Source organism: Paenibacillus sp. FSL R5-0810, assembly GCF_038002285.1.
GTDB classification, from domain to species: domain Bacteria; phylum Bacillota; class Bacilli; order Paenibacillales; family Paenibacillaceae; genus Paenibacillus_AQ; species Paenibacillus_AQ lactis.
On the sequence record NZ_JBBOCF010000001.1, the window covers coordinates 49,789 to 69,872 of the forward strand.

Sequence of the window (20,084 nt, forward strand, 5' to 3'; positions counted from 1 at the left end):
TTTGAGTATAGTCAAGAGAGAGCAGTTACATGACTTGGAAGAGAGCCTGCGGAAGGAGGAGAACCTGTTGCTGGGCTATCAATTGGTGCAAGACCAAAGCACGAAGCTGGCAATAACTCCTGAACTGAAGCAATCGATTCATATATTAACCATGTCCGCCGAAGACCTTATCCGGTACTTGCAGGAGCAGGAAGCCGAAAATCCGGTCCTTGAACTGGAATTCGGACGGGATTTCGACGTGTACGGCCGTAGCAGCAGGGCCGCAATCGGCAACGGGCGCGAGCTGGACCCATTACGGAACGCAAGGCAGGCGCAGGACACGCTGGAGTCAAGGCTGAGGAGCCAGCTGCGTCTTCTCTCCCTCCCGAAGGAGGTATACCGAATTGCGGCATTTATGGCGGGCAACTTAAATGATGACGGCTATCTGGATCTCCCGGTCATCGAAGTTAGACGAAAGCTAGGCATATCGGAGGAGCTCCTTCGGACCGCGCTTGAGGCATTGCAATCATTGGAGCCGGCCGGGGTCGGCTGCAGGGATTTACGGGAATGCCTGCTGCTCCAGATCGTGAGAGATTCAGCGGCTCCCCCGTATGCCTATGAAATCGCAGACCGGTACTTGCCTGAGCTGGCAAATGGGAAGCTGGGGAAGGTTGCCGCGGCCTTGCACATCCCGATGGAGAAGGCAAGGACGGCATCGGATTATATTCGCGGCTTGAATCCGCGTCCCGGGCTGGCGTTTGCCGCAATAGAGACGCAGTACATCATCCCGGATGCGATCGTCGAAAGCCATGGGGATGGCTTCACGGTGTCGATGCATCCGGCAAATCTCCCCAAGCTCTCCATTAACAGCTCCTCCAGGGATTGGGTGATGCTGCGGGGATCCGCCGAAGCCTCTTCATATTTGAACGGCTGCGTCCGATCCGCACGCTGGTTGGTTCGGAGCGTGGAGAAGAGGAACCGGACGCTGATGAGGGTCGTGATGGCCATTATGGAGGAGCAGCGAAGGTTTCTGGCAGAAGGAATCAGGGGCATTGCCCCGATGAAGATGAATACGATCTCGGCCAAGCTGAATGTGCATGAATCGACCGTCAGCCGGGCGGTGCAGGGGAAATTTGTGCTTACGCCGCACGGCGTGCTTCCCTTGAAATATTTTTTCTCAACCGGATTATCAACCATTGGCGGGAGAGGGATATCCTCCCGAAGCGTGAAAGCGCGAATCAAGGAGCTCATCGACAACGAAGATAAGAACTGTCCCTGCTCGGATCAGCATATTGCCGATGTACTGGGCGCGGAGGGAATCCGGCTGTCGCGCAGAACGGTTGCGAAGTATCGGGAGCAAATGCAGATTATGCCCTCCGCCTTTCGCAAACGCAGATAGAAAAGGGTGCCCTCGGAGTGATGTATCCGAGGGCACCCTTATTTTGACTCCGCCTTCCTTAAAGCGAAAAACGGATGCCTCATTACCGCCGTATGCCCGCTGGATCGGCATCGTCCTGCTCTTGTGTCAGCGAGCCCGCAAACGAATCGATTCCTTTCATCATGATATCAAGCGACTCCAGCACATGATAGAAGATTACCGGAGGCACGGTTTCTTCGTCCGGTATTCCGGCCTCCTCCGCTAGGCTGATGATATGGTCATAACCGATAACCAGAACGCAAATCTGATGCAGAAACCCGGCCGATTCAAGGAAGCGGCGGCTCTCAGGGCTCGTAGCCGAGCCTTTCAAGGAAGCGGCGTTCCGAATATCGCTGCAGAGCTTGAAAAGATTTACGGCCAACGTTTTCAGAACCGATGACAGGTCTGCATAGACGCTCTTGCTGCCGGATGAAGCGTCCCAGCGGCTCGCCGCAAAAAACTCAATGCGCGTCATATGCCTCAAATAAGAGACGGTCCGCTCCGTTAATTCGCGATTTGCTTGGGGCATGACGGCATCCCGTGCCGAATCGATACGGATCCTCTTGAATCGGGAGGCGGCTTCGGCCAGCCGTGCTGCATCCAGCTGCAGCTGCTTCGCGGATTCCCCGAAAGTCCGGGTCAGCCGCGCCGGTACGTTCATAACGGGATCCGTGGAATTGCCCTGGCGCTGTCCCTCGAGGCGTTCTTTTGCCATCCATAACCGATATTTTAGTCCCTCGGTGGCTGAGACCAGCTTGTGCGTTAGCTGATGGGCGGCGACATTCAGCGATGTTGAAAGGATCCAGTCGGCCGAATGAGGGCCGTTTACGTGAAGGTCCGGATCGATCAGGTCGTAGTTTCCTTTATCCTCAAGCATCAGCTCCAGTGCCCGGTTGGCAAGCACCTCGTTTAAATTCACATTCAAAAGATGGCTTGATGAACCATGGATATAACCTGCAATAAACTGCTCCGAATGCTTTCCTTCCTTGATTTCATCGGCCGCCTTCATGATGAGATTTCCGATTCGTCCGGGCACGATCTCTTGATCGATACCTGCACGGACTGCTGCACTTTTGACGCAGGCCAAAGCTTTAATAAACTGGCCATGGACGGGGGCATTCACCTTCGGATATTGCCCGGCAGCCCGCATCGTCTGGACACCGTAGTAGGCATGGGACGGCACCTCAACCGGCCCGGTCTTGTCCCGTTCAATTCTGATCATCATCTCATCCCTTTCGAAAATGTTGTGTCGTCATTTCTTATGGGGAATACAAGCAATTTTCGTGCCAAGCGATCGATTGACCCTTAGCGGATCATTCAATCATTCGTCCATTCATTAATCCGACAACCGCTCATATATTAATCCGCCAGCAAATTGCTATCCCTGCCCAATGTTTAGTAAACTGATGGAAAAATCACGATAGTAGGTGCATGAGATGAGTATTGAAATTCGAACAGGGCGCAGGGACGAGCTGCAAGAGATTATGGCGCTGATCGCCCGCTGCGTGAAAGTCATGCAGGCAGGCGGAAGCGATCAATGGGACGAGCAGTATCCGAACCGGGACGTGATCGGAGAGGATCTGCAGCGGGGGACGCTGTTCGTAGCAGAAGGGAATGAGCGGATTCTTGGCATCGTTGTCCTGGATGAGCATCAGGATGAGCAGTACGGGAGGATCGATTGGAAGCAGACGGAGGGGCCGCATCTGATGATGCATCGGCTTGCCGTCGATCCACAAGCGCAAGGCCAAGGGGTTGCCCGCAAGCTGATTGAATTTGCCGAAAACTATGCGGTCCGTGAAGGGTACACCAGCATCCGGCTGGATACCTACAACAAAAATACGGCGGCATTGAAGCTGTATCGCGGGCTTGGCTACGAGGAGCGGGGCGAGGTGAATTATCCGGGCAAAACGGCCAGCTTCCCGGTATTCGAGAAGGTATTTTCAGAGCGCGTGGAGTAGATTTTTCTATAATGATAAACAGCTAAGCGGGGTGCACGATGGGGGGCGGCCCCGTTTTTTTTTTTCATGGGCTGCCTCAAACTTCGAAGCATTGAATATTGAATTGAATTTAGAAAAATTTCTAAATAGATCTTGAAATCCGCTCCGAACTGAGAGATAATGTATTTAGAAGAAATTCTAAATAGAAACAGGTGAAGCACATTGGGTTTTCCGGAAACCTTCAAGGCGCTGTCAGATCCCGTTAGGAGGGAAATCTTGATCATGCTCCGCAAAGGGAAGATGTCGGCAGGTGAAATCGGCCAGCACTTTGACATGACGGGCGCAACGATCTCGTATCATCTGTCCCAATTGAAGAAGGCGGGACTTATCTCGGAAACGAAATATAAGAACTATATTTACTACGAAATCAATGTTTCGGTTATTGAGGAAATCATGCTGTGGTTCTCACAGTTCAATGGAGGTAAAGAGGATGGAAAAAAAGAATAAATCCGTGCTTATTTTGACCACGCTGCTGTGCTTGCTGCCAATCATCTTGTCGGTCACCCTGTACGATCGGCTGCCGGATCGGCTGGCCATTCACTGGGATGCGGCCGGCAATCCCGACAATTATGCATCGAAGGCGGTTGCGGCCTTCGTTCTGCCGCTCATGTTGGCCGTGATGAATGTGATCGTAAATGTTGCGCTCAATCACGATCCGAAGCGAATGAATGCAGCACCTGCATTAAGAATGTTCGGATATTGGTCCATTCCCGTTTTGTCGTGCATCCTGACGCCTGTCACGTTATTTAAAGCGATGGGCGCCGATATTCCGATTGATACCTTCGTGCCTGCACTAGTGGGGTTGCTGTTTGTCATCATCGGAAACTACTTGCCGAAGAGCAAGCAGAATTATACCGTGGGCATCAAGCTTCCATGGACCTTGAACAGTCAGGATAACTGGAATCGGACGCATCGTTTTGCAGGGTATGTGTGGATGGTGGGCGGATTGCTCTTGATGGCAGTGGCGTTCCTGGATATCCAGGGAATCTATGTCACATTACCGATTATCGTGCTGATTGTCTTTGTACCGGCAATTTACTCTTTTTCCCTATATAAAAGAGGGGTGTAAAGCGACGGATTTTAAAAGCAAATAGGATAAGACCGGAAATAACCGGGCTTATCCCATTTTTTATCCGCCGCGTGCCGACCAGCGGCAAACGGCTCGATCGTTAATGGATGGCTCGTTAACCTGCGGTCAACGGTTTTCGTTACCGTAAGGATCGATCGTTTGAATGGTTCCGTCCTCGTTGTACTTCAGCTCGGTGAACTTCACGCTGCGCTTATTGTCCGCACCGCCGGACAGGGAGCTGTCATGATAGAACAGGTACCATTTATTTTTAAATTCCACGATCGAATGATGGGTCGTCCAGCCGAGAACCGGCGTAAGGATCGTTCCTTTGTACTCGAACGGGCCAGTCGGGCTTTGGCTCGTCGCGTATACGATCTTGTGGGTGGAGCCTGTCGAGTAGGACAAGTAATAAGTGCCGTTGTATTTATGCATCCACGGGCCTTCGAAATATCTGCGGTCTTCATCGCCTGCCGGAATCGGCTTCCTGTTCTCGTCAACGATTGAAATTTCCTGCGGCGCGGCTTTGAATGTCAGCATATCGTCGCTAAGCTCGGCCACGCGCGGTCCTAACGCCGGCGCATCGGCGGCCGGCCCTTCCGCATCCGGAACGAATGTGCCGGTCTGCCATTTCTCCAGCTGGCCGCCCCATAGACCTCCGAAATACATATAAGCCCGGTTGTCATCGTCAACGAATACGGCGGGATCAATGCTGAAGCTGCCCGGAATATAGTTCGGCTCCGGCGTAAACGGTCCGGAAGGGGAGGAGCTGGTGGCTACGCCGATCCGGAAAATCCCCTCGTGATCCCTGGCCGGAAAGTATAAGTAATACGTGTCGTTTTTGAATGCGGCATCCGGTGCCCACATCTGCTTTTGCGCCCAAGGCACATCCTTGACATGAAGCACCTCGCCGTGATCCACGCAAGGCGCATTCACATCCTCCAGCGAGAACACATGGTAGTCCTCCATATCGTATTGGTCACCGTTATCATTGGACGTATTGTCGTGATCGAGATCATGGGACGGATAAATATAAAGCTTCCCTTCAAACACATGGGCGGAAGGGTCGGCTGTGTAGATATGGGTTACGATCGGCTCGTTCGGCCGTACAGGCTTGGTCATTTGGACATCCTCCTTCATTTCATTGCATGTAAGCGTTTATATCAATTGTAGCAAAGCCGAAGGATCCAGAACACCTAAGAAAATTAGGTATTATACCTAAAAATTTTAGATCTTCTCGGAAGAAGGAGGAATCATCGTCCCGACTCATTGGCGACGAGGCAGAATCCAATGGGAGGTTAATCTTTAAAGATAAGACAGGAACAGCGTGGCGATGCCAAAATAGATGATCAGGGACAAAATATCGTTAATCGTCGTAATCAGCGGGCCCGAAGCGACAGCCGGATCGACGCGAAGCTTGAACAGGATAAGCGGTATGACCGTTCCGGCCATAGTGCCGACGATGAGCGTAGCAATGAGCGAGCTGCCGACAACCAGTCCCAGATATAAATTTCCCTGCCAGATGTACGCGATCACTGCGATGAAAATGCCGCAGATCACCCCGATCATTATGCCTACCTTAAGCTCGCGAGCCAGCAGCCGGACGACAACCGGTCTGGACAGCTCCTTCGTTGCCAGGCCTCGAATGATGACGGCCAGCGACTGGGTTCCCGTGTTCCCGGTCATGCCGGCAATCATCGGCATGAAGAAGGCCAGGGCGACAACCTGTTCAAGGGTTTGCTCGAATACGGAAATGATCGTCCCCGAGATCAGTCCGATGAAGAGCAGCAGAATCAGCCAAGGCAATCGCCGCGCAGCCGCGTTAACGGCCTTCGTATGGAAATCGATGGATTTGCCTCCGGTAGCATTCATCTTCTGAATATCCTCGTCGGCTTCCCTGACGATAACGTCGAGAATATCATCAACGGTAATGATCCCGACCAGCGTACCGTCTGCCTCAACGACCGGAATAGCTACAAGGTCATATTTTTGAATAAGCTGCGCAACCTCCTCCTGATCCGCATCGACAGGCACGGACAGCACGCGGCCGTTCATAATCTCTACGATGGTTTCACCGGGTTCCGCAAGGATGAGGGCGCGGTAGGATACGACCCCAACGAGTTTCCGCTCCTGATCGATCACATACAAGTAGTTAATGGTTTCGGCGATGGAGACAAAGGCCTTCAGCTTCTGTACGACATCGGAGACGGTATAGTGCTGGGGGATCCAAACATATCTGTTGGTCATGATGCGTCCCGCTGTTTCCGGCGGGAATTTCATGATGTTCTGGACGAATTGCGATTCCTCGTCACGCATGCCCCTCATCAGCTCTTCTTTTTGCTCTTGTGACAGTTCATCGAGCAAAATGGCCAAATCGTCATTGTCCATGAGATCCAGGATGAGGGCGGTTTTCTCTTGGTCCAGTCGACCCAAAACATCAATTTGCTGGTCGTGCTCCATCTCCTGAATCATATCGGCAAGCTGCTCCTCGTTCAGAAACTGCAGAAAGCGGGCTTGCTCCATATCGCTGAGTTGGCTATGGATCCTTGCCAGATCATAGGGGAGAAACTCATCGATGATTCTCTGAAAATCGGTTGAGGTACTGGCTTTCAGGCTCTCTTTAATGTCCGGTATCCATTGCTCCAGCGTTCGAGCATTCACAACAAGAATTCCCCTTTCATTCCATCCAGATGATAATGAAAAGATTACGTATTATAGGGTTCACCATCACGACTTGTTCTTAAACAGTCCAGGTGCAGCAACCGGCCGAAAGAAACAGGACCACTGCCGGGAGAGAGTCCGTGCCAGGAGTTGCAAGCGGTTTCAAATTCAAATAGAATATAGGCGCACGAATTAATGAGTAGGGGTGAGGGTATGAAGTACAGACGTCTCGGCAAAACGGAACTGAAGGTATCGGTAGTCGGCGTAGGAACATGGCAATTTGGCGGTGATTGGGGAAAGGACTTCAACCAAAAGGAAGTCGACGCCATCTTAACCTGTGCGAAGGAGCTCGGTATTAATTTGTTGGATACTGCAGAATGTTACGGGCCGCACCATTTGTCCGAAAAATTTATCGGTGATTTCTTGTCGCGTGACCGCCGCGAGGATTGGGTGATCGCCTCCAAGTTTGGTCATAGATGGCACGAGCATTGGGAGGAAGCCTGGGATGCGAAGCAGATCCGGATTCAGCTCGAGGAATCCCTTAAAGCACTGCGTACGGATTACATCGACCTGTATCAATTTCACTCCGGCTCCGATGCAGTGTTCAATAATGACGATATGTGGACAATGCTGGACAAGCAGGTCCAGGCGGGTACGATACGTCATCTGGGAATTTCCATTGGAAGCAATACGAACCTGTATCAAACCGACAAGGCCGAGGAGCTTAATGCCAAGGCCATTCAGGTCGTCTATAATCGTCTCGATCAAGCGCCGGAGGAGGAGGTTCTTCCATCATGCATACGCCAGGACCTCGGCGTATTGGCGAGGGTGCCGCTTGCAAGCGGGTACTTAAGCGGGAAGTACAAGCCGGGGACGGTATTCAGCGATAATGTGCGCAAGAACCGTGATCAGGACGAGATCAATGCCAAGCTGAAGCTTGTGGAAGAGATTCATAGGAATGAAGTGCCGGAGGGCGTCCCAATGGCCGAATGGGCATTGGCCTGGTGCTTGAAGCATCCGGCCGTCAGCTGTGTCATTCCGGGCTGCAAGAGCGTCGAGCAGGTCGAGATGAATGCGAGAGCGGCAGAGCTGGATATGGTCAGCGACAATCATCCCGGAGCGTGGAAATCATAATAACGATAAATCGAATATGAATTACCGGATCCGTCACGGTGCGATAAGTGACTTGTTGATCCGGTAGTAAGCAAGCAAAAACACGCCTGAAAAGGCGTGTTTTTTGCTGGATTCATCCCCCGCAGCTCGTATATAAATCTATTCATTTTGGAGGGACTAGTACGGGATGATAGACGCTAACCGACAGATTTTGCTATAGTTATGTTATCTTATATAGCTCGAGATTTTCGGGGAGGAACCAGATGAAGCCCATTAATCAACTTAGCGTACAAGACGAATTTGTTGGATTTTACTTATTGAAGGAGCTCAATCTCAGGCAAACGAACGGCACGCCGCCGAAGGACTATTTCGACATCATCCTGTCGGATTCGAGCGGCCAGATATCAGCCAAGTATTGGGACGTGTCGATTCAGGATAAGGAAACGTTCTTTCCGATGCAGCTGGTCAAAATCCGGGGGACTGTCCTCAGCTACCGGGATCAGCCTCAGGTAAAAATCAGCCGGATTCGCAAAGCGACCGAGGAGGACGGGGTATCGATCACTGATTTTGTCAGGGCTGCACCCATACGGCCCATTGATTTGCTGCATACGATCAAGCTGGCAATCCAGGATATTTCGAATCCGGAAGTCAAGCTGATCGTGCAGTATTGCGTGGATAAGGTGGAGGAGAAGCTGATGCATTATCCGGCTGCCAAGACCTATCACCACGCCTATTTTGCCGGTTTGGCCTACCATATTGTGCGCATGCTCGAGATTGGCGATTTCATCTGCAGGCAGCGGCCTTTCCTGAAGCCGGATTTCATCAAGGCCGGCATCATTCTGCATGATATCGCGAAACCCGAAGAGATGATTGCACAGATGGGGATCGTGACGGACTACAGCAATCAAGGCAAGCTGATCGGACATATCGTCCTGGCGTCCAACTGGATCGTCGAAGCCGCCGTCGCGCATCATATTCCGCTCGAATCCGAGGTCGTTCTTGGATTGCAGCATTTGGTCCTGTCCCATCATAATCTGGGAGAGTGGGGAAGCCCGGTTCAGCCGCAGACCGCCGAAGCGGTCGCGCTTCATCATATCGACCTGCTGGACGCCAAGCTGCAGATGGTAGAGGATGCGCTCGATACGACGGCCGAGAGCGAGCCGTGGACGCCGATGGTACGAGGGCTGGACAATAAAGCGATCTACCGGCTTAAGGTCTAGCCAACCCTCAACTTGGGCTATAAGTGATCAAATGATCGCTTGGGATGAAGGATATAAAGGGATGATTTCATTTTGCTCAACTATATTTGGTTGGCAGCAATCGCATGGTTTATGGGGTTCTTCCCTATGCTGGAAATTTTCATAGCGGTCCCGGCTGCCAAAGGTTTAGGGCTGGATATCGTTTCTTCCGTGTTCTGGTGCTGGCTCGGGAATTTTTTCGTGATTCCGTTTATTTCTTATTCTTATGACTGGCTCACCAAATTCGATAAAGTTAAAACCTATTTCATGAAACTGGCAAGCTCCAACGCCTGCAAAAAATTGAATAACGGAGGATTTGCGCTCGTTCTGATTGCAACGCCTTTATTAGGTTCATGGGGAATTGGAGTTGCGGGAAAAATGATCGGCATGGATCGAAAGCGGCTTTTTTTAGCATCAGCCATAGGCATCGCGATATATGGAACGATTGTAGGCATCCTTACTCAACTCGGAATCGAGGCTATTTTTAATCCAAACTAACGTTTTTTAGCAGAGCGTTTAAATCCTATTTTCCTATTAAAAAAAGAAAGAAGAAGGACATCTTCCCAAGAATCCGTACGGATTTAGGAGATGTCCTTTTGCTGTACGCCGGAGGGCTGCAGTCCTCCGAGCGGCAGGGAGAACCGGATGACGGCTCCGCCGTTCACCCGGTTGCCGGCCGATATATTCCCGCCATGATGCCCAACCAGCAGCTTGGCGATATACAGGCCAAGCCCCGAGTGGCCCTTTAGCCTGGCGGATCGGACGGATCCTTGATAGAACGGCTTGAACACCTGCTCCAGGTGTTGCTCGGCGAATCCGGTGCCGTTATCCGCAACCTCCATCGTGATCTGCGTATCTGCAATTTCCACACGCCATATGATGGTCCCGTTTTCAGGCGTATGCCGGATACTGTTCCCGATCAGATTGTCCAGCACTTGGATGATCCGACCGGGATCGAAGACGACGGGAACCGTGGCGGTCCGTTCATCCTTGAATTCCGTTCGGAATGAGATGCTCTTATGATGGCATAAGGACTCGTATTCGGCTTTTTTCTCATCCATGAATTCCCTGATGTCGAGTGCAACCGGATTCAAGCGAAAGGATACCTGTTCCAGTTCGGTGATCGCGTTCATGTCCTGCAAAAGATTCGTGGCACGCGATGTATTGCGCTTGATCACCTGAACGTACCGGTTCCGTTTCTCCTCATGCTCCTCCCCGATCATCCGCTCCAAGTTTTCGGCGTGGCCCTGAATAATCGTCAGCGGCGTGCGCAGGTCGTGGGCCAGCGCGGCAAGCATCGTGCTTCGCTCCTGCTCCAATTGCCATTCCCGCTCGATGGAGCGAGCAAGCTCCCTGCGCATGTCCTCGAATGCGTGTGCCAGCTGGTTGACCTCGATCACCGAAGAGTTTCCGTCCATGGCGAATTGCAAATCACGGGCCTTAATCCGTTCCGCTCCCTGAAGCAGCTGCTTAAGCGGCCCGCCGATGCTCCGGCTAAACCGCCGGCCGAACAGGTAAGTGAAGATGGTGATGAATAGGAACGGAGTCAGGAAAAAAACCAACATTCCAAGAGGAATGAACGGGTTAAACGAGGGATCCGCCGCGCTTACCTTTAACGAATAGCCGACCAGCAGCGCTCCGAGCAGCTCGCCACGGTCCGATAGGACCGGAATGTTCTGAATGATTTGGTTGACGCCGCTTTCCGTTTTATTTAATCGGGACACCAAGTCCTGCTGGGTGTGCTCCTTCTCCAGCGTGAGATTTCCGTACAAGGGTTCGCCTGATAAAGCCATGACCTTATAGGATAACCCCTCGGAAGGGATGAGTCGCTTAAGCTCAGCCTGTCCCTGACCGCTCATGATCGATTCGCCGTTTGTACGCGCATACTCAGAGATGGCAGGGATCTGTGCTTCATAGTGATTAGCCGGAAGCAGGACGCCTTGGTTGAACAAATAGTTGAGAAGAATTATAAGCAGCCCCCACGTTGCAAGCGTTGCGAGCAAACTGCAGGTTAGGATGGAGGCGAAATGACGGGCGAAGGTGCTTTTGATTGACCGCGCCTTCATGATTTCACTTCCCATTTATAGCCGATGCCCCATACGGTTTGAATATAGGTTCTTTCTTCGGATACAGCGGCCAGCTTGGAGCGGATTTTTTTGACATGCTCCGTGATGGTGGCGTCATCGCCCTCTGCGTCATATCCCCACAGCTTCTCGTAGATTTGCTCCCGTGTAAAAACCTGTCCCTGATGCATGGCGAGGAGCTCAAGAATCATGAATTCCTTGTTCGTCAAAACGATCTCCTGCCCCCGGCAGGTTACGGTTCGGCCGAGGCAATCGACCGTTAAAGGCGGAAAGCGGAGGATGCCCTGCTCCTTCTGCGTGCGGATCCGCTGCTCCCGGCGGAGATGGGCGTGAACTCTCGCTTTCAGCTCAGCCATGCTGAACGGCTTCAGTAAATAATCGTCCCCTCCGGCTGCCAAGCCCCGAATGCGGTCTACCTCGCTCTGGCTTGCGCTCAAAAAGACGATCGGGCAGGTCATCGTTTCCCGGAGCACGCGGCATACCTCAAAGCCGTTCATATCGGGCATCATTACGTCCAGGATGATCAAGGAAGGCTCAAGCTTACATAGGCTCAGCGCCTCCTGCCCGCTCGCTGCAGTCAGCACTTGGTAGCCGTCGAGCTCAAGCGCGTCGCGTATAAATGAGACGATGTCCTCTTCGTCGTCGACAAGCAGAATCGTCTCGTTTAATCGGTTCATGTCGTTGTTTTCCTCCAATCGCTAAACCTGCGAGAATCAGGATCTTCATAGTCTATATCAATTTTCTAAAGAAAGAATAAAGAATCCCCCGTTCGTTGAACCAAAATCATAGATCCGGCAACGGGATAGCGGACTTTATAGATTCTTTATCATTGTACCTTAACCTTGGAATACATGGGTAAGGAGGGAAATGAATGGACAGGAATTCGCAACAACGCTTGACGAAGATCGACAGTTTGAGGGGATTGGCGTTATTCGGCATATTTTTAGTCAATATTACGTTCTTTACGACCTCGCTCCAGACGATCTCCTTCGGCGTCGAATTATGGAACGGATGGCTGGATCAAGGACTGATGCTGCTGCGCGGCATCTTGATCGACGGGAAATTCATCTTGATTTTTTCTTTTCTGTTCGGCTTCGGCATGGTGTTAATGCAGGAGAGCAGCCGGAGGAAAGGAGGCCGGTTTCATCGCATATACACGCGCAGGCTGTTGGCCTTGCTGGTGTTCGGGCTGCTGCACGGCCTGCTGATCTGGTATGGCGACATCCTGACACATTACGCCATTCTGGGGTTTGTACTGCTGCTGTTTCACCGCTGTAAGCCGCGTACGCTGCTGATCTGGTCGGTGGCGCTGCTCCTGGTTGTTCCGGTCCTGCTGACGGGAGCCAGCCTGCTGTCACCCGGCGCCGGAAGCCAAGCGTTCGAGCCGATAAGCCAAGCGGATGCCTATCGGATGGGGATTTACTTTCAAGAACGCGATGCGGCCATTTACGGCGAGGGCACGTTTTTTCAGATCACGGCTCAGCGCATCAATGATTACATCGCCTCGTTGTTCAACATGCTTGTCTTTTATCCGCAAATTCTCGGGATGTTCCTGCTGGGCGCTTACTTCTGCAAACAGCGGATTCTTCATGATGCGGACGGAAACCGTAAGATTATAGCAAGACTGATTTTGCTCGGGGCGCTCATCGGTTTTCCGCTTCAAGTGATGATGTCGCTGGCAAAAGGGCTTCCGACCTGGGTCGAAGCGGTCTCCCTGTTCGTGGGGGCGCCGCTGGTGACGCTGGCCTATATCGGTGCATTCGCCCGTTTATACCAGAACAGCCGCTGGAATAACGTGCTGAATGCACTATCCCGCCCGGGAAAAATGGCGTTTACCAATTATTTGCTTCAATCCGTCATCTGCGGTTTGATCTTCTACGGCTACGGGCTCGGGTGGTTCGGCAAGGTCGCGCCCGCGGCGCAAATGCTGCTGGCGTTGTTCATCTTCGCCCTGCAAACGGCGTTCAGTATATGGTGGCTAAGACGGTTTCCAATCGGACCATTGGAATATGTGTGGCGGCTGGTCACCTATTGGGGGAACCCTGTAAAGCGGAGCGGGCAAGACGTATCGCATCCCCGGCAGCAACGCGGCACCTTATAAAATCTTTAACAGGGTTATTTTACGACTCCTCGTCCCTCGCGGCGGGAGTCTCTTTTTTTGACCATACGAAGCTAGAGGGGGTTCCCATGAAGTCTCTTCAATGACTTCGAGGCGGTTTGACTGCCGCTCTTGCTAATCGGAACAAGAGGGAGCCGTATACAGGACAGAAGGCTCGTTTAAACATGAAAATCGTATTATATAATTTGAAAGTGCATTATCAATATTTAAGATGAGTTGTGCGATCCTGAAAGGATTGCGTTATGATGCTAGGTATAACACGATGGAGGTGGAGGGATATGGCAGGATCGGCAATGATGCGTGACAGACGATTCATGCGCAGAAGAGTGTTTATGACTTTGCTGCTGTCGTACTTATTGATCTTGCTTTTTCCGGGGCTTGTTTTTGCCGCAGTCTATAATCGAATCGAGGGCGTCATGGTAGATAACGCGAATAAGCTGAACCAGGCTTTGATTCAGCAGGCGCAGCAGATTGTTGACAGCAAACTAGAGGAGATGTACCAGCTTTCACGCAACATTACGTCCCATCCAGATATGAAAGCGCTTTTAAGCATGGATGGCATAACGAACGGCAAAGAGAACTATGCCTTCTACAATTTCATGGAGGAAATACAGCGGTACAAAAACAACAACAGCTTTGTCCGCGAACTGTACATCTACTTCCGGAACAGCGACATCGTTCTGACGCCGGGTCTGAAAACGAGTGCCCATTTGTTCTATTCGAGGCTTTACGCATACAATGGCATGACGTATGAGCAGTGGAAGGACCAAATATTGAATGCTCCTCATTATAATTCATTTCTTCCGGTGGAACCCATCGGCCGGCCCAATGATAAAACGGAAATGCTGACCTATGTTCACTCGTTGCCGTCGGGCGAGAGACGCGCTCCCGAAGGCGCCTTGGTGATGTTAATCGATAAACGGCAAATTCATACATGGCTGGAGGAAATCACCCGGTCGAATCAAGGGACGATCTATATTAAGAACGCTGAAGGGCAGGTTTTGCTGCATACGGGAAGCGGCGAGAGCCTTATGACAATGCAGGAGGGGAATCCGAGCACGATCAGCGTGTCGGCTCATTCCGCGCGCAGCGGGTGGGAGTATGTGTCCGCTGTGCCGGATGAGGTATTTTGGGGAAAGGTAGGAACCGTCAAAAGCTGGGCGCTCAGCGTGCTGTTCATCTATTTAGTCGGGGGGATCGGCGCCTGCGCCTTCTTAACCTATCGGGCGTATCAGCCGGTGCGGGAAATCATCCGATTGATTTCGGAAAAAAAGCAGCCGAGCCCTTCCGCTTACGGCAACGAATACGAATTCATCAAGACTGCCGTGAAGGATGCTTTTGTCCAGAAGGATGCAATAAACGACAGGCTCAAGGAGCAGGTGCCCGTCATCCGCTCCCACTTCCTGCAGCGGCTGCTGAAAGGTCATGTGGATGCCCAAGCGGTATCGGACCATTCGCTGGAATTCATGGAGATCGGGTTCAGGCATGCTTACTTTGGCGTCGCGTTGATCAAGCTGTGCGGAATGGGAGCGGAGGAACAGGAGAAGACGGAGAGGGTCTGGGCGATCATGCGTTTTCTGACAGGGAAGCTCGTGGAAGACCACCCGCTTTACTGTTTTCATTGCGTGGAGCTGGACAAGGATCTGGTTGCCGTCGTACTCAATGTTTCCGAGAAGGATCACCATCAAAAAGCATCGCTGTACGAATGGCTGGGGAATATTCAGGAACTGATCAGCGGGCAGTTCGAGACCGGCGTGATCGTTGCCTTGAGCGATCTCCACCCGGGCATGGAACAGGTCCCCGTATGTATGGACGAAAGCATGAAAGCGCTGGATTATTCCATTTTCACGGAGAACCGGTCCGTGCTCGTCTACGATGATATGAAGCACAGGTCGGGACTGGTCTACGATTTCCCGGTGGACACCGAGGTTCAGATCATTCACGCGGTGAAGAACGGGGAAACGGAAAAGGTCGAGCAGCTAATTGGAAACCTATACCGCAGCAATTTAGAGATGGAGCATAAGGAGCCGGAGCTGGCGAGACTGCTGTTCGCCAATCTGCTCAGCACGCTGCTCAAGCTTTTGAACGCCCTGAATCTAAAATACGAGGATCTGTTCGAACCCGGGCTGAAACCGCTGGAGGTCATCAACAAAGCGGATAGCGTCGAGGACATGTATGCCTTTGTGCTGTCGCTCTTTCAACAAGTTTGCGAGCAGGTGCGAAAGAAACGTGTAAACAATGCATCGGCGGTCGTGGATAAGGCCAAGGCCTATTTGGAGCAGAACGCGGATGACGCCATGCTGAGCCTGGCCGCGGTTGCGGAGCATTTTCACATTACGCCTCAGTATCTGTCCGGGCTGTTCAAGAAGAGCAGCGGCATGAACATGTCGGACTATCTCGCCCAGATCCGCATTCGAAAGGCCAAGGAACTGATGAACGACCCGGATATTACCATTTCTCAAATCGCCCGCCTCGTCGGATACAACAATGATGTCGGATTCATCCGCGTATTCAAAAAGCATGAAGGGATCACGCCGGGGAAATACAAAACATTGGTTGAAAACAAGTAGTTGTCTAGCAACTGCTTGTTTTCTGTTTATGCACTCTAATTTGTTACATGTGAGTTAATAAATATCACATAACGTGAAGGTTATAGAACGATTTCGTAAACATTGTAAACGAAATATTAAAAATTGCGTCTTCATTCTGAAGAAATGTAAACGGTATTAGAAATTTTGGCAATGTACGAAAGCGCGACCATTCCCTAAAATTCAAGGAGAACCCGATAAGGGGAGCGATATTCGCAGGATGAACACGAGGAGGGGGAATAGTTAAAATGAAAAACCGAAATGTCATATTTGTTTCCCTAATAATGTCATTTGTATTGGCATTAACGGGCTGCAGCGGAGGTGGAGGCAAATCTGATTCCGACCAAAACGGCGAAGCCGATCCGGCCAAGACGCAGCAGGAAGGGACGCCGAAGGAGGTCGGCTATCCGGAAAGTCTGACGTACTGGGTAACGTTGAATTCCAACGCTTCCGCAACCCTTCAAAATGCCGGTGAGATCAAGGCATATCAAAAGCTGGAGGAAATGACGGGAACCAAGGTGCAGTTCCAGCACCCTCCGGCAGGATCGGAGCAGGACTCCTTCAACATCATGGTATCGTCCGGCGATCTGCCCGACGTGATCGAGCACAACTGGTCCGCCGTTTCGGGCGGTCCCGACAAGCTGATTGGAGACGGCACCCTGATTCGCCTCAATGAGCTTATTGATCAGCATGCCCCGAATTTAAAGAAGGTGCTCGACGAAAATCCGGAGTATCGCAAAATGATTACTTCGGACGACGGAAATATATACGTGTTTCCGTTTCTGCGGGGCGACGACTACCTGTTGACCTACAACGGGCTGATCATCCGCCAGGATTGGCTGGACAAGCTGGGACTTGGCATGCCGGAAACGATCGAAGAGTGGCATACGGTTCTGACCGCTTTCAAGAACGACGATCCGAACGGGAACGGACAGGCCGATGAAATCCCGCTTCGCCTGGATCCGGGTCAGCTCTCTATGAATAAGGCGTTTCTGGGGGCATGGGGGATCACCGACTCCTTTTACCAAGTGGACGGGGTCGTAAAATACGGTCCGATCCAGCCGGAATTCAAGGAATTTTTGCAAACGATGAGCCGGTGGTATGCCGAAGGCCTGATCGACCCGGATTATCTCTCAGGAGACTCCAATCTGTGGGACGCCAAAATTACGAACAACACGCTGGGCGCCTTCACCGGCTATACGGGCAGCGGCATCGGCCGCTATCTGCAGATGATGGAAGGGAAGGGCGGCGGCTTTGATCTTGCCGGCGCGCCGAACGTGGCCTTGAAGAAGGGGGAGACGCCGCCGCTGGGCCAGAAGGATTCTCCGTTTACGGGGTACGGCGCCGCCATCACATCCAAAAACCAGAACCCGGAGGCCACCGTCAAATGGCTTGATTACAAGTACGGGGAGGAAGGATCACTGCTGTTCAACTTCGGCATCGAGGGAGAAAGCTACGAGATGGTTGACGGGTACCCGACGTATACCGAGCAAATCACGAAAAACGATAGTCTTCCGATTGCGCAGGCCTTGGCGCAGTATGCGATGGCCGGATACTCCGGTCCGTTCGTCCAGGATCGCAGGTATATGGAGCAGTATTCCTCGCTGCCGCAGCAAGCGTCGGCCATCGAAGCCTGGATGAATGCCAAGAACGACCGCTTGATGCCGGTCATTTCCCCGAACGAAGAGGAATCGGCCCGGTACGCATCCATCATGAACGATGTGAAAACCTACTACGACGAAATGCTGAACAAATTTATCATGGGCGTGGAGCCGATCGACCAATTCGAAGCCTTCGTCGAAACGATTAAAGGCATGGGAATCGAAGAGGCCGTCGCCATTCAGCAGGCCGCGCTGGACCGCTATAACAGCCGTTAACAATGACTTGTTTGAATCAAGAAGCCGGGACCGCACCGATATATGGGCTCCGGTCAACCTTAGCAAATAGCATAAAGGAGGGACAACTGTGGAGTTAGGCAGGAAGGATGCAGCATCCGCCCGAATCAGCCAACCCTTCGGCGTAAGAGTCAGGAAGGATTTCAAGCGCAATCGGTTGATTTACCTCATGCTGCTGCCCGTCGTGGCTTTTTATGCCATCTTTCATTACGGGCCGCTGTACGGGCTTCAGATCGCCTTCAAGAACTTTTCTCCGGGCAAAGGCATCTGGCATAGCGAATGGGTAGGCTTTCAGCATTTTCAGGATTTTTTCACCGGCTTTTTCTTTGAGCGGGTATTGCGAAATACGGTGTTACTCGGCTTATATGACCTGATCTTCGTGTTTCCCGCCTCCATCCTATTGGCGCTTATGCTAAATGAAGTGCGAAGCCGCTTCTTTAAGCGGACCGTGCAATCCATCACCTATATCCCCCACTTTATTTCCGTCGTGGTCGTGGTGGGGATGATGGTCGATTTCATGTCGACGGACGGACTGATCAATCAGATCATCCAGTTTTTTGGAGGGAAAGGGGTCCCGTTTCTGCGGCTGCCGGAATGGTTCCGGACGCTCTTTACGACTTCGGCGATTTGGCAGGGCGTCGGTTGGGGCTCGATCATATATCTGGCGGCAATCTCGAACATCGACCCTTCTCTTTACGAGGCTGCTAAAGTGGACGGAGCCGGCCGCTGGAAGCAGATGCTCCGCATTACGCTGCCCGGCATCATGCCGACGGTGATCATTTTGTTCATCTTGCGGATCGGCAGCTTCATGGTCTTACAGGATGAGAAGATTCTGTTGATGTACAATCCGTCCACGTACGAAACGGCGGATGTCATCGGCACATACGTGTACCGCAAGGGGATATTGGAGGCGAGCTACAGCTACGCCGCAGCCGTGGGCATGTTTAATTCGCTCATTAACATGGCGCTGCTGCTGGGAGCGAATTATATCAGCAAACGCTATTCCGATACGAAGCTGTGGTAGTAGAAGGAGGCAGACAGCATGGTGCATAAAAAAAGCTTTGGCGAGCATGCGTTTGATATAACCAATGTCGTTCTGCTGTTCACCTTGTCGGCCGTTACGCTGTACCCGATCGTTTACGTGCTGTTCGCTTCGATCAGCGATCCGAACCAGTTCGTGCAGCACCGGGGGATTTTGTGGTGGCCGGCCGGATTTTCCTTGGATTCCTACAAAATGGTGTTTGAGAATCCGAACATTCTAAACAGTTATCTGAACACGTTGTTCTATGTCGTCGCAGGAACGACGCTTAATATGGTGATGACTGCGCTCGGGGCTTACGGGCTATCCCGCCGGAACGTGATGTGGGGCAGCTTGATCATGATATTGATCGTGTTGACGATGTTCTTTGACGGTGGCCTCATTCCCAAGTATTTGATCGTTCAAGGACTGGGCTTGACGGATACCTATTTGGCATTAATTATCCCGAGTGCCATGACCACCTGGAATTTGATTGTGATGCGGACCGCTTTCCAAAGCGTGCCGGTATCGCTAGAGGAGGCGGCCCGCATCGACGGGGCCAATGACTGGACGATTCTATGCCGGGTGGTCATCCCGCTCTCGATGCCGGTGATGGCCGTCATGATTCTGTTCTATGGCGTGTGGCATTGGAATAAGTGGTTTGATGCGCTCATCTATTTGAGAGATCGGGATTTGTTTCCGCTTCAGCTCATTTTGCGGGAGATTCTGGTCCAGAACGATACGAACAGCATGATGACCTCGGTTGGCGGGGGAGACCGAATGCCCGTGGCGCAGACGATCAAGTATGCAACCGTAATGGTTGCAACGCTGCCGATCCTGTTCTTGTATCCGTTTTTGCAGAAATATTTCGTCAAAGGCGTCATGGTCGGCGCGATTAAGGAATAGGAG

The 20,084-nt window shown here is 51.9% G+C and carries 17 protein-coding genes; 12 read left to right on the forward strand and 5 right to left on the reverse strand.

Annotated elements, in window-relative coordinates:
* Nucleotides 1-67: 67 nt before the first annotated feature.
* A complete protein-coding gene (rpoN, locus tag MKX76_RS00180; RefSeq protein WP_340899739.1) occupies nucleotides 68-1,378 on the forward strand; it encodes an RNA polymerase factor sigma-54 in 1,311 nt (436 codons plus the stop codon).
* A gap of 82 nt (nucleotides 1,379-1,460) precedes the next feature.
* Here the strand turns inward: rpoN and MKX76_RS00185 are convergent, their stop codons facing one another.
* The gene (locus MKX76_RS00185) at nucleotides 1,461-2,621 is read right to left on the reverse strand and encodes a lyase family protein (protein ID WP_213613541.1); all 1,161 of its coding nucleotides are present in this window, start codon (nucleotides 2,619-2,621) and stop codon (nucleotides 1,461-1,463) included.
* 211 nt (nucleotides 2,622-2,832) lie between these two features.
* Between MKX76_RS00185 and MKX76_RS00190 the strand changes: the two genes are divergently transcribed.
* From MKX76_RS00190 to MKX76_RS00200, 3 genes are all read left to right on the forward strand, one after another.
* Nucleotides 2,833-3,354 (forward strand): GNAT family N-acetyltransferase, encoded by a 522-nt coding sequence (locus MKX76_RS00190; protein ID WP_007127512.1) that lies wholly within the window; start codon nucleotides 2,833-2,835, stop codon nucleotides 3,352-3,354.
* A gap of 201 nt (nucleotides 3,355-3,555) precedes the next feature.
* Nucleotides 3,556-3,840 carry an autorepressor SdpR family transcription factor gene (locus MKX76_RS00195; protein ID WP_040737818.1) on the forward strand — a complete coding sequence of 95 codons (285 nt, stop codon included), beginning with the start codon at nucleotides 3,556-3,558 and terminating at the stop codon, nucleotides 3,838-3,840.
* Entirely contained in the window at nucleotides 3,824-4,462 is a 639-nt protein-coding gene (locus MKX76_RS00200) for an SdpI family protein (RefSeq protein WP_007127514.1), read from the forward strand. Before MKX76_RS00195 ends, MKX76_RS00200 begins: the two co-directional genes overlap by 17 nt.
* 126 nt (nucleotides 4,463-4,588) lie before the next feature.
* Here MKX76_RS00200 and MKX76_RS00205 read toward each other — a convergent pair whose 3' ends face one another.
* A complete protein-coding gene (locus MKX76_RS00205) occupies nucleotides 4,589-5,581 on the reverse strand; it encodes a glycoside hydrolase family 43 protein (RefSeq protein ID WP_144878843.1) in 993 nt (330 codons plus the stop codon).
* Between the two features lie 183 nt (nucleotides 5,582-5,764).
* Nucleotides 5,765-7,120, reverse strand: a complete 1,356-nt coding sequence (mgtE, locus tag MKX76_RS00210; RefSeq protein ID WP_144878842.1) for a magnesium transporter — start codon at nucleotides 7,118-7,120, stop codon at nucleotides 5,765-5,767.
* 213 nt (nucleotides 7,121-7,333) lie between these two features.
* On the opposite strand from mgtE, the gene MKX76_RS00215 reads away from it, so the two are divergent.
* The 3 genes from MKX76_RS00215 to MKX76_RS00225 all read left to right on the forward strand — a co-directional run bounded on the left by MKX76_RS00215 (nucleotide 7,334) and on the right by MKX76_RS00225 (nucleotide 9,969).
* Nucleotides 7,334-8,254: an aldo/keto reductase gene (locus tag MKX76_RS00215; protein WP_007127517.1), complete on the forward strand. Its 921-nt coding sequence runs from the start codon at nucleotides 7,334-7,336 to the stop codon at nucleotides 8,252-8,254.
* 242 nt (nucleotides 8,255-8,496) lie between these two features.
* Nucleotides 8,497-9,453, forward strand: a complete 957-nt coding sequence (locus tag MKX76_RS00220; RefSeq protein WP_007127518.1) for a 3'-5' exoribonuclease YhaM family protein — start codon at nucleotides 8,497-8,499, stop codon at nucleotides 9,451-9,453.
* Between the two features lie 72 nt (nucleotides 9,454-9,525).
* Nucleotides 9,526-9,969, forward strand: a complete 444-nt coding sequence (locus MKX76_RS00225) for a small multi-drug export protein (RefSeq protein WP_007127519.1) — start codon at nucleotides 9,526-9,528, stop codon at nucleotides 9,967-9,969.
* An 83-nt stretch (nucleotides 9,970-10,052) separates the two neighbouring features.
* Here the strand turns inward: MKX76_RS00225 and MKX76_RS00230 are convergent, their stop codons facing one another.
* Complete coding sequence (locus MKX76_RS00230; RefSeq protein ID WP_007127520.1) at nucleotides 10,053-11,537, reverse strand: sensor histidine kinase; 1,485 nt, start codon at nucleotides 11,535-11,537, stop codon at nucleotides 10,053-10,055.
* Entirely contained in the window at nucleotides 11,534-12,232 is a 699-nt protein-coding gene (locus MKX76_RS00235) for a response regulator transcription factor (protein WP_007127521.1), read from the reverse strand. The genes MKX76_RS00230 and MKX76_RS00235 overlap by 4 nt, the downstream gene beginning before the upstream one ends.
* A 194-nt stretch (nucleotides 12,233-12,426) precedes the next feature.
* Here MKX76_RS00235 and MKX76_RS00240 point away from each other — a divergent pair, with 194 nt between their 5' ends.
* The 5 genes from MKX76_RS00240 to MKX76_RS00260 all read left to right on the forward strand — a co-directional run bounded on the left by MKX76_RS00240 (nucleotide 12,427) and on the right by MKX76_RS00260 (nucleotide 20,081).
* Nucleotides 12,427-13,656, forward strand: a complete 1,230-nt coding sequence (locus MKX76_RS00240) for a DUF418 domain-containing protein (RefSeq protein ID WP_007127522.1) — start codon at nucleotides 12,427-12,429, stop codon at nucleotides 13,654-13,656.
* Nucleotides 13,657-13,952: 296 nt separating this feature from the next.
* Entirely contained in the window at nucleotides 13,953-16,244 is a 2,292-nt protein-coding gene (locus tag MKX76_RS00245; RefSeq protein WP_007127523.1) for an AraC family transcriptional regulator, read from the forward strand.
* Between the two features lie 266 nt (nucleotides 16,245-16,510).
* Complete coding sequence (locus MKX76_RS00250; RefSeq protein ID WP_007127524.1) at nucleotides 16,511-18,139, forward strand: extracellular solute-binding protein; 1,629 nt, start codon at nucleotides 16,511-16,513, stop codon at nucleotides 18,137-18,139.
* Between the two features lie 88 nt (nucleotides 18,140-18,227).
* Nucleotides 18,228-19,181 (forward strand): ABC transporter permease, encoded by a 954-nt coding sequence (locus tag MKX76_RS00255; RefSeq protein ID WP_007127525.1) that lies wholly within the window; start codon nucleotides 18,228-18,230, stop codon nucleotides 19,179-19,181.
* An 18-nt stretch (nucleotides 19,182-19,199) separates the two neighbouring features.
* Nucleotides 19,200-20,081, forward strand: coding sequence for a carbohydrate ABC transporter permease (locus MKX76_RS00260; RefSeq protein WP_007127526.1), 882 nt, complete (start codon nucleotides 19,200-19,202; stop codon nucleotides 20,079-20,081).
* Nucleotides 20,082-20,084: the final 3 nt, after the last annotated feature.

Excerpts from the sequence above, each read along its gene's own strand:
- MKX76_RS00185 (WP_213613541.1), bottom strand. The coding sequence starts at position 2,621 with ATGATGATCAGAATTGAACGGGACAAGACCGGGCCGGTTGAGGTGCCG.
- MKX76_RS00190 (WP_007127512.1), top strand. The coding sequence starts at position 2,833 with ATGAGTATTGAAATTCGAACAGGGCGCAGGGACGAGCTGCAAGAGATT.
- MKX76_RS00200 (WP_007127514.1), top strand. The coding sequence starts at position 3,824 with ATGGAAAAAAAGAATAAATCCGTGCTTATTTTGACCACGCTGCTGTGC.
- MKX76_RS00205 (WP_144878843.1), bottom strand. The coding sequence starts at position 5,581 with ATGACCAAGCCTGTACGGCCGAACGAGCCGATCGTAACCCATATCTAC.
- MKX76_RS00215 (WP_007127517.1), top strand. The coding sequence starts at position 7,334 with ATGAAGTACAGACGTCTCGGCAAAACGGAACTGAAGGTATCGGTAGTC.
- MKX76_RS00220 (WP_007127518.1), top strand. The coding sequence starts at position 8,497 with ATGAAGCCCATTAATCAACTTAGCGTACAAGACGAATTTGTTGGATTT.
- MKX76_RS00230 (WP_007127520.1), bottom strand. The coding sequence starts at position 11,537 with ATGAAGGCGCGGTCAATCAAAAGCACCTTCGCCCGTCATTTCGCCTCC.
- MKX76_RS00235 (WP_007127521.1), bottom strand. The coding sequence starts at position 12,232 with ATGAACCGATTAAACGAGACGATTCTGCTTGTCGACGACGAAGAGGAC.
- MKX76_RS00240 (WP_007127522.1), top strand. The coding sequence starts at position 12,427 with ATGGACAGGAATTCGCAACAACGCTTGACGAAGATCGACAGTTTGAGG.
- MKX76_RS00245 (WP_007127523.1), top strand. The coding sequence starts at position 13,953 with ATGGCAGGATCGGCAATGATGCGTGACAGACGATTCATGCGCAGAAGA.
- MKX76_RS00250 (WP_007127524.1), top strand. The coding sequence starts at position 16,511 with ATGAAAAACCGAAATGTCATATTTGTTTCCCTAATAATGTCATTTGTA.
- MKX76_RS00260 (WP_007127526.1), top strand. The coding sequence starts at position 19,200 with ATGGTGCATAAAAAAAGCTTTGGCGAGCATGCGTTTGATATAACCAAT.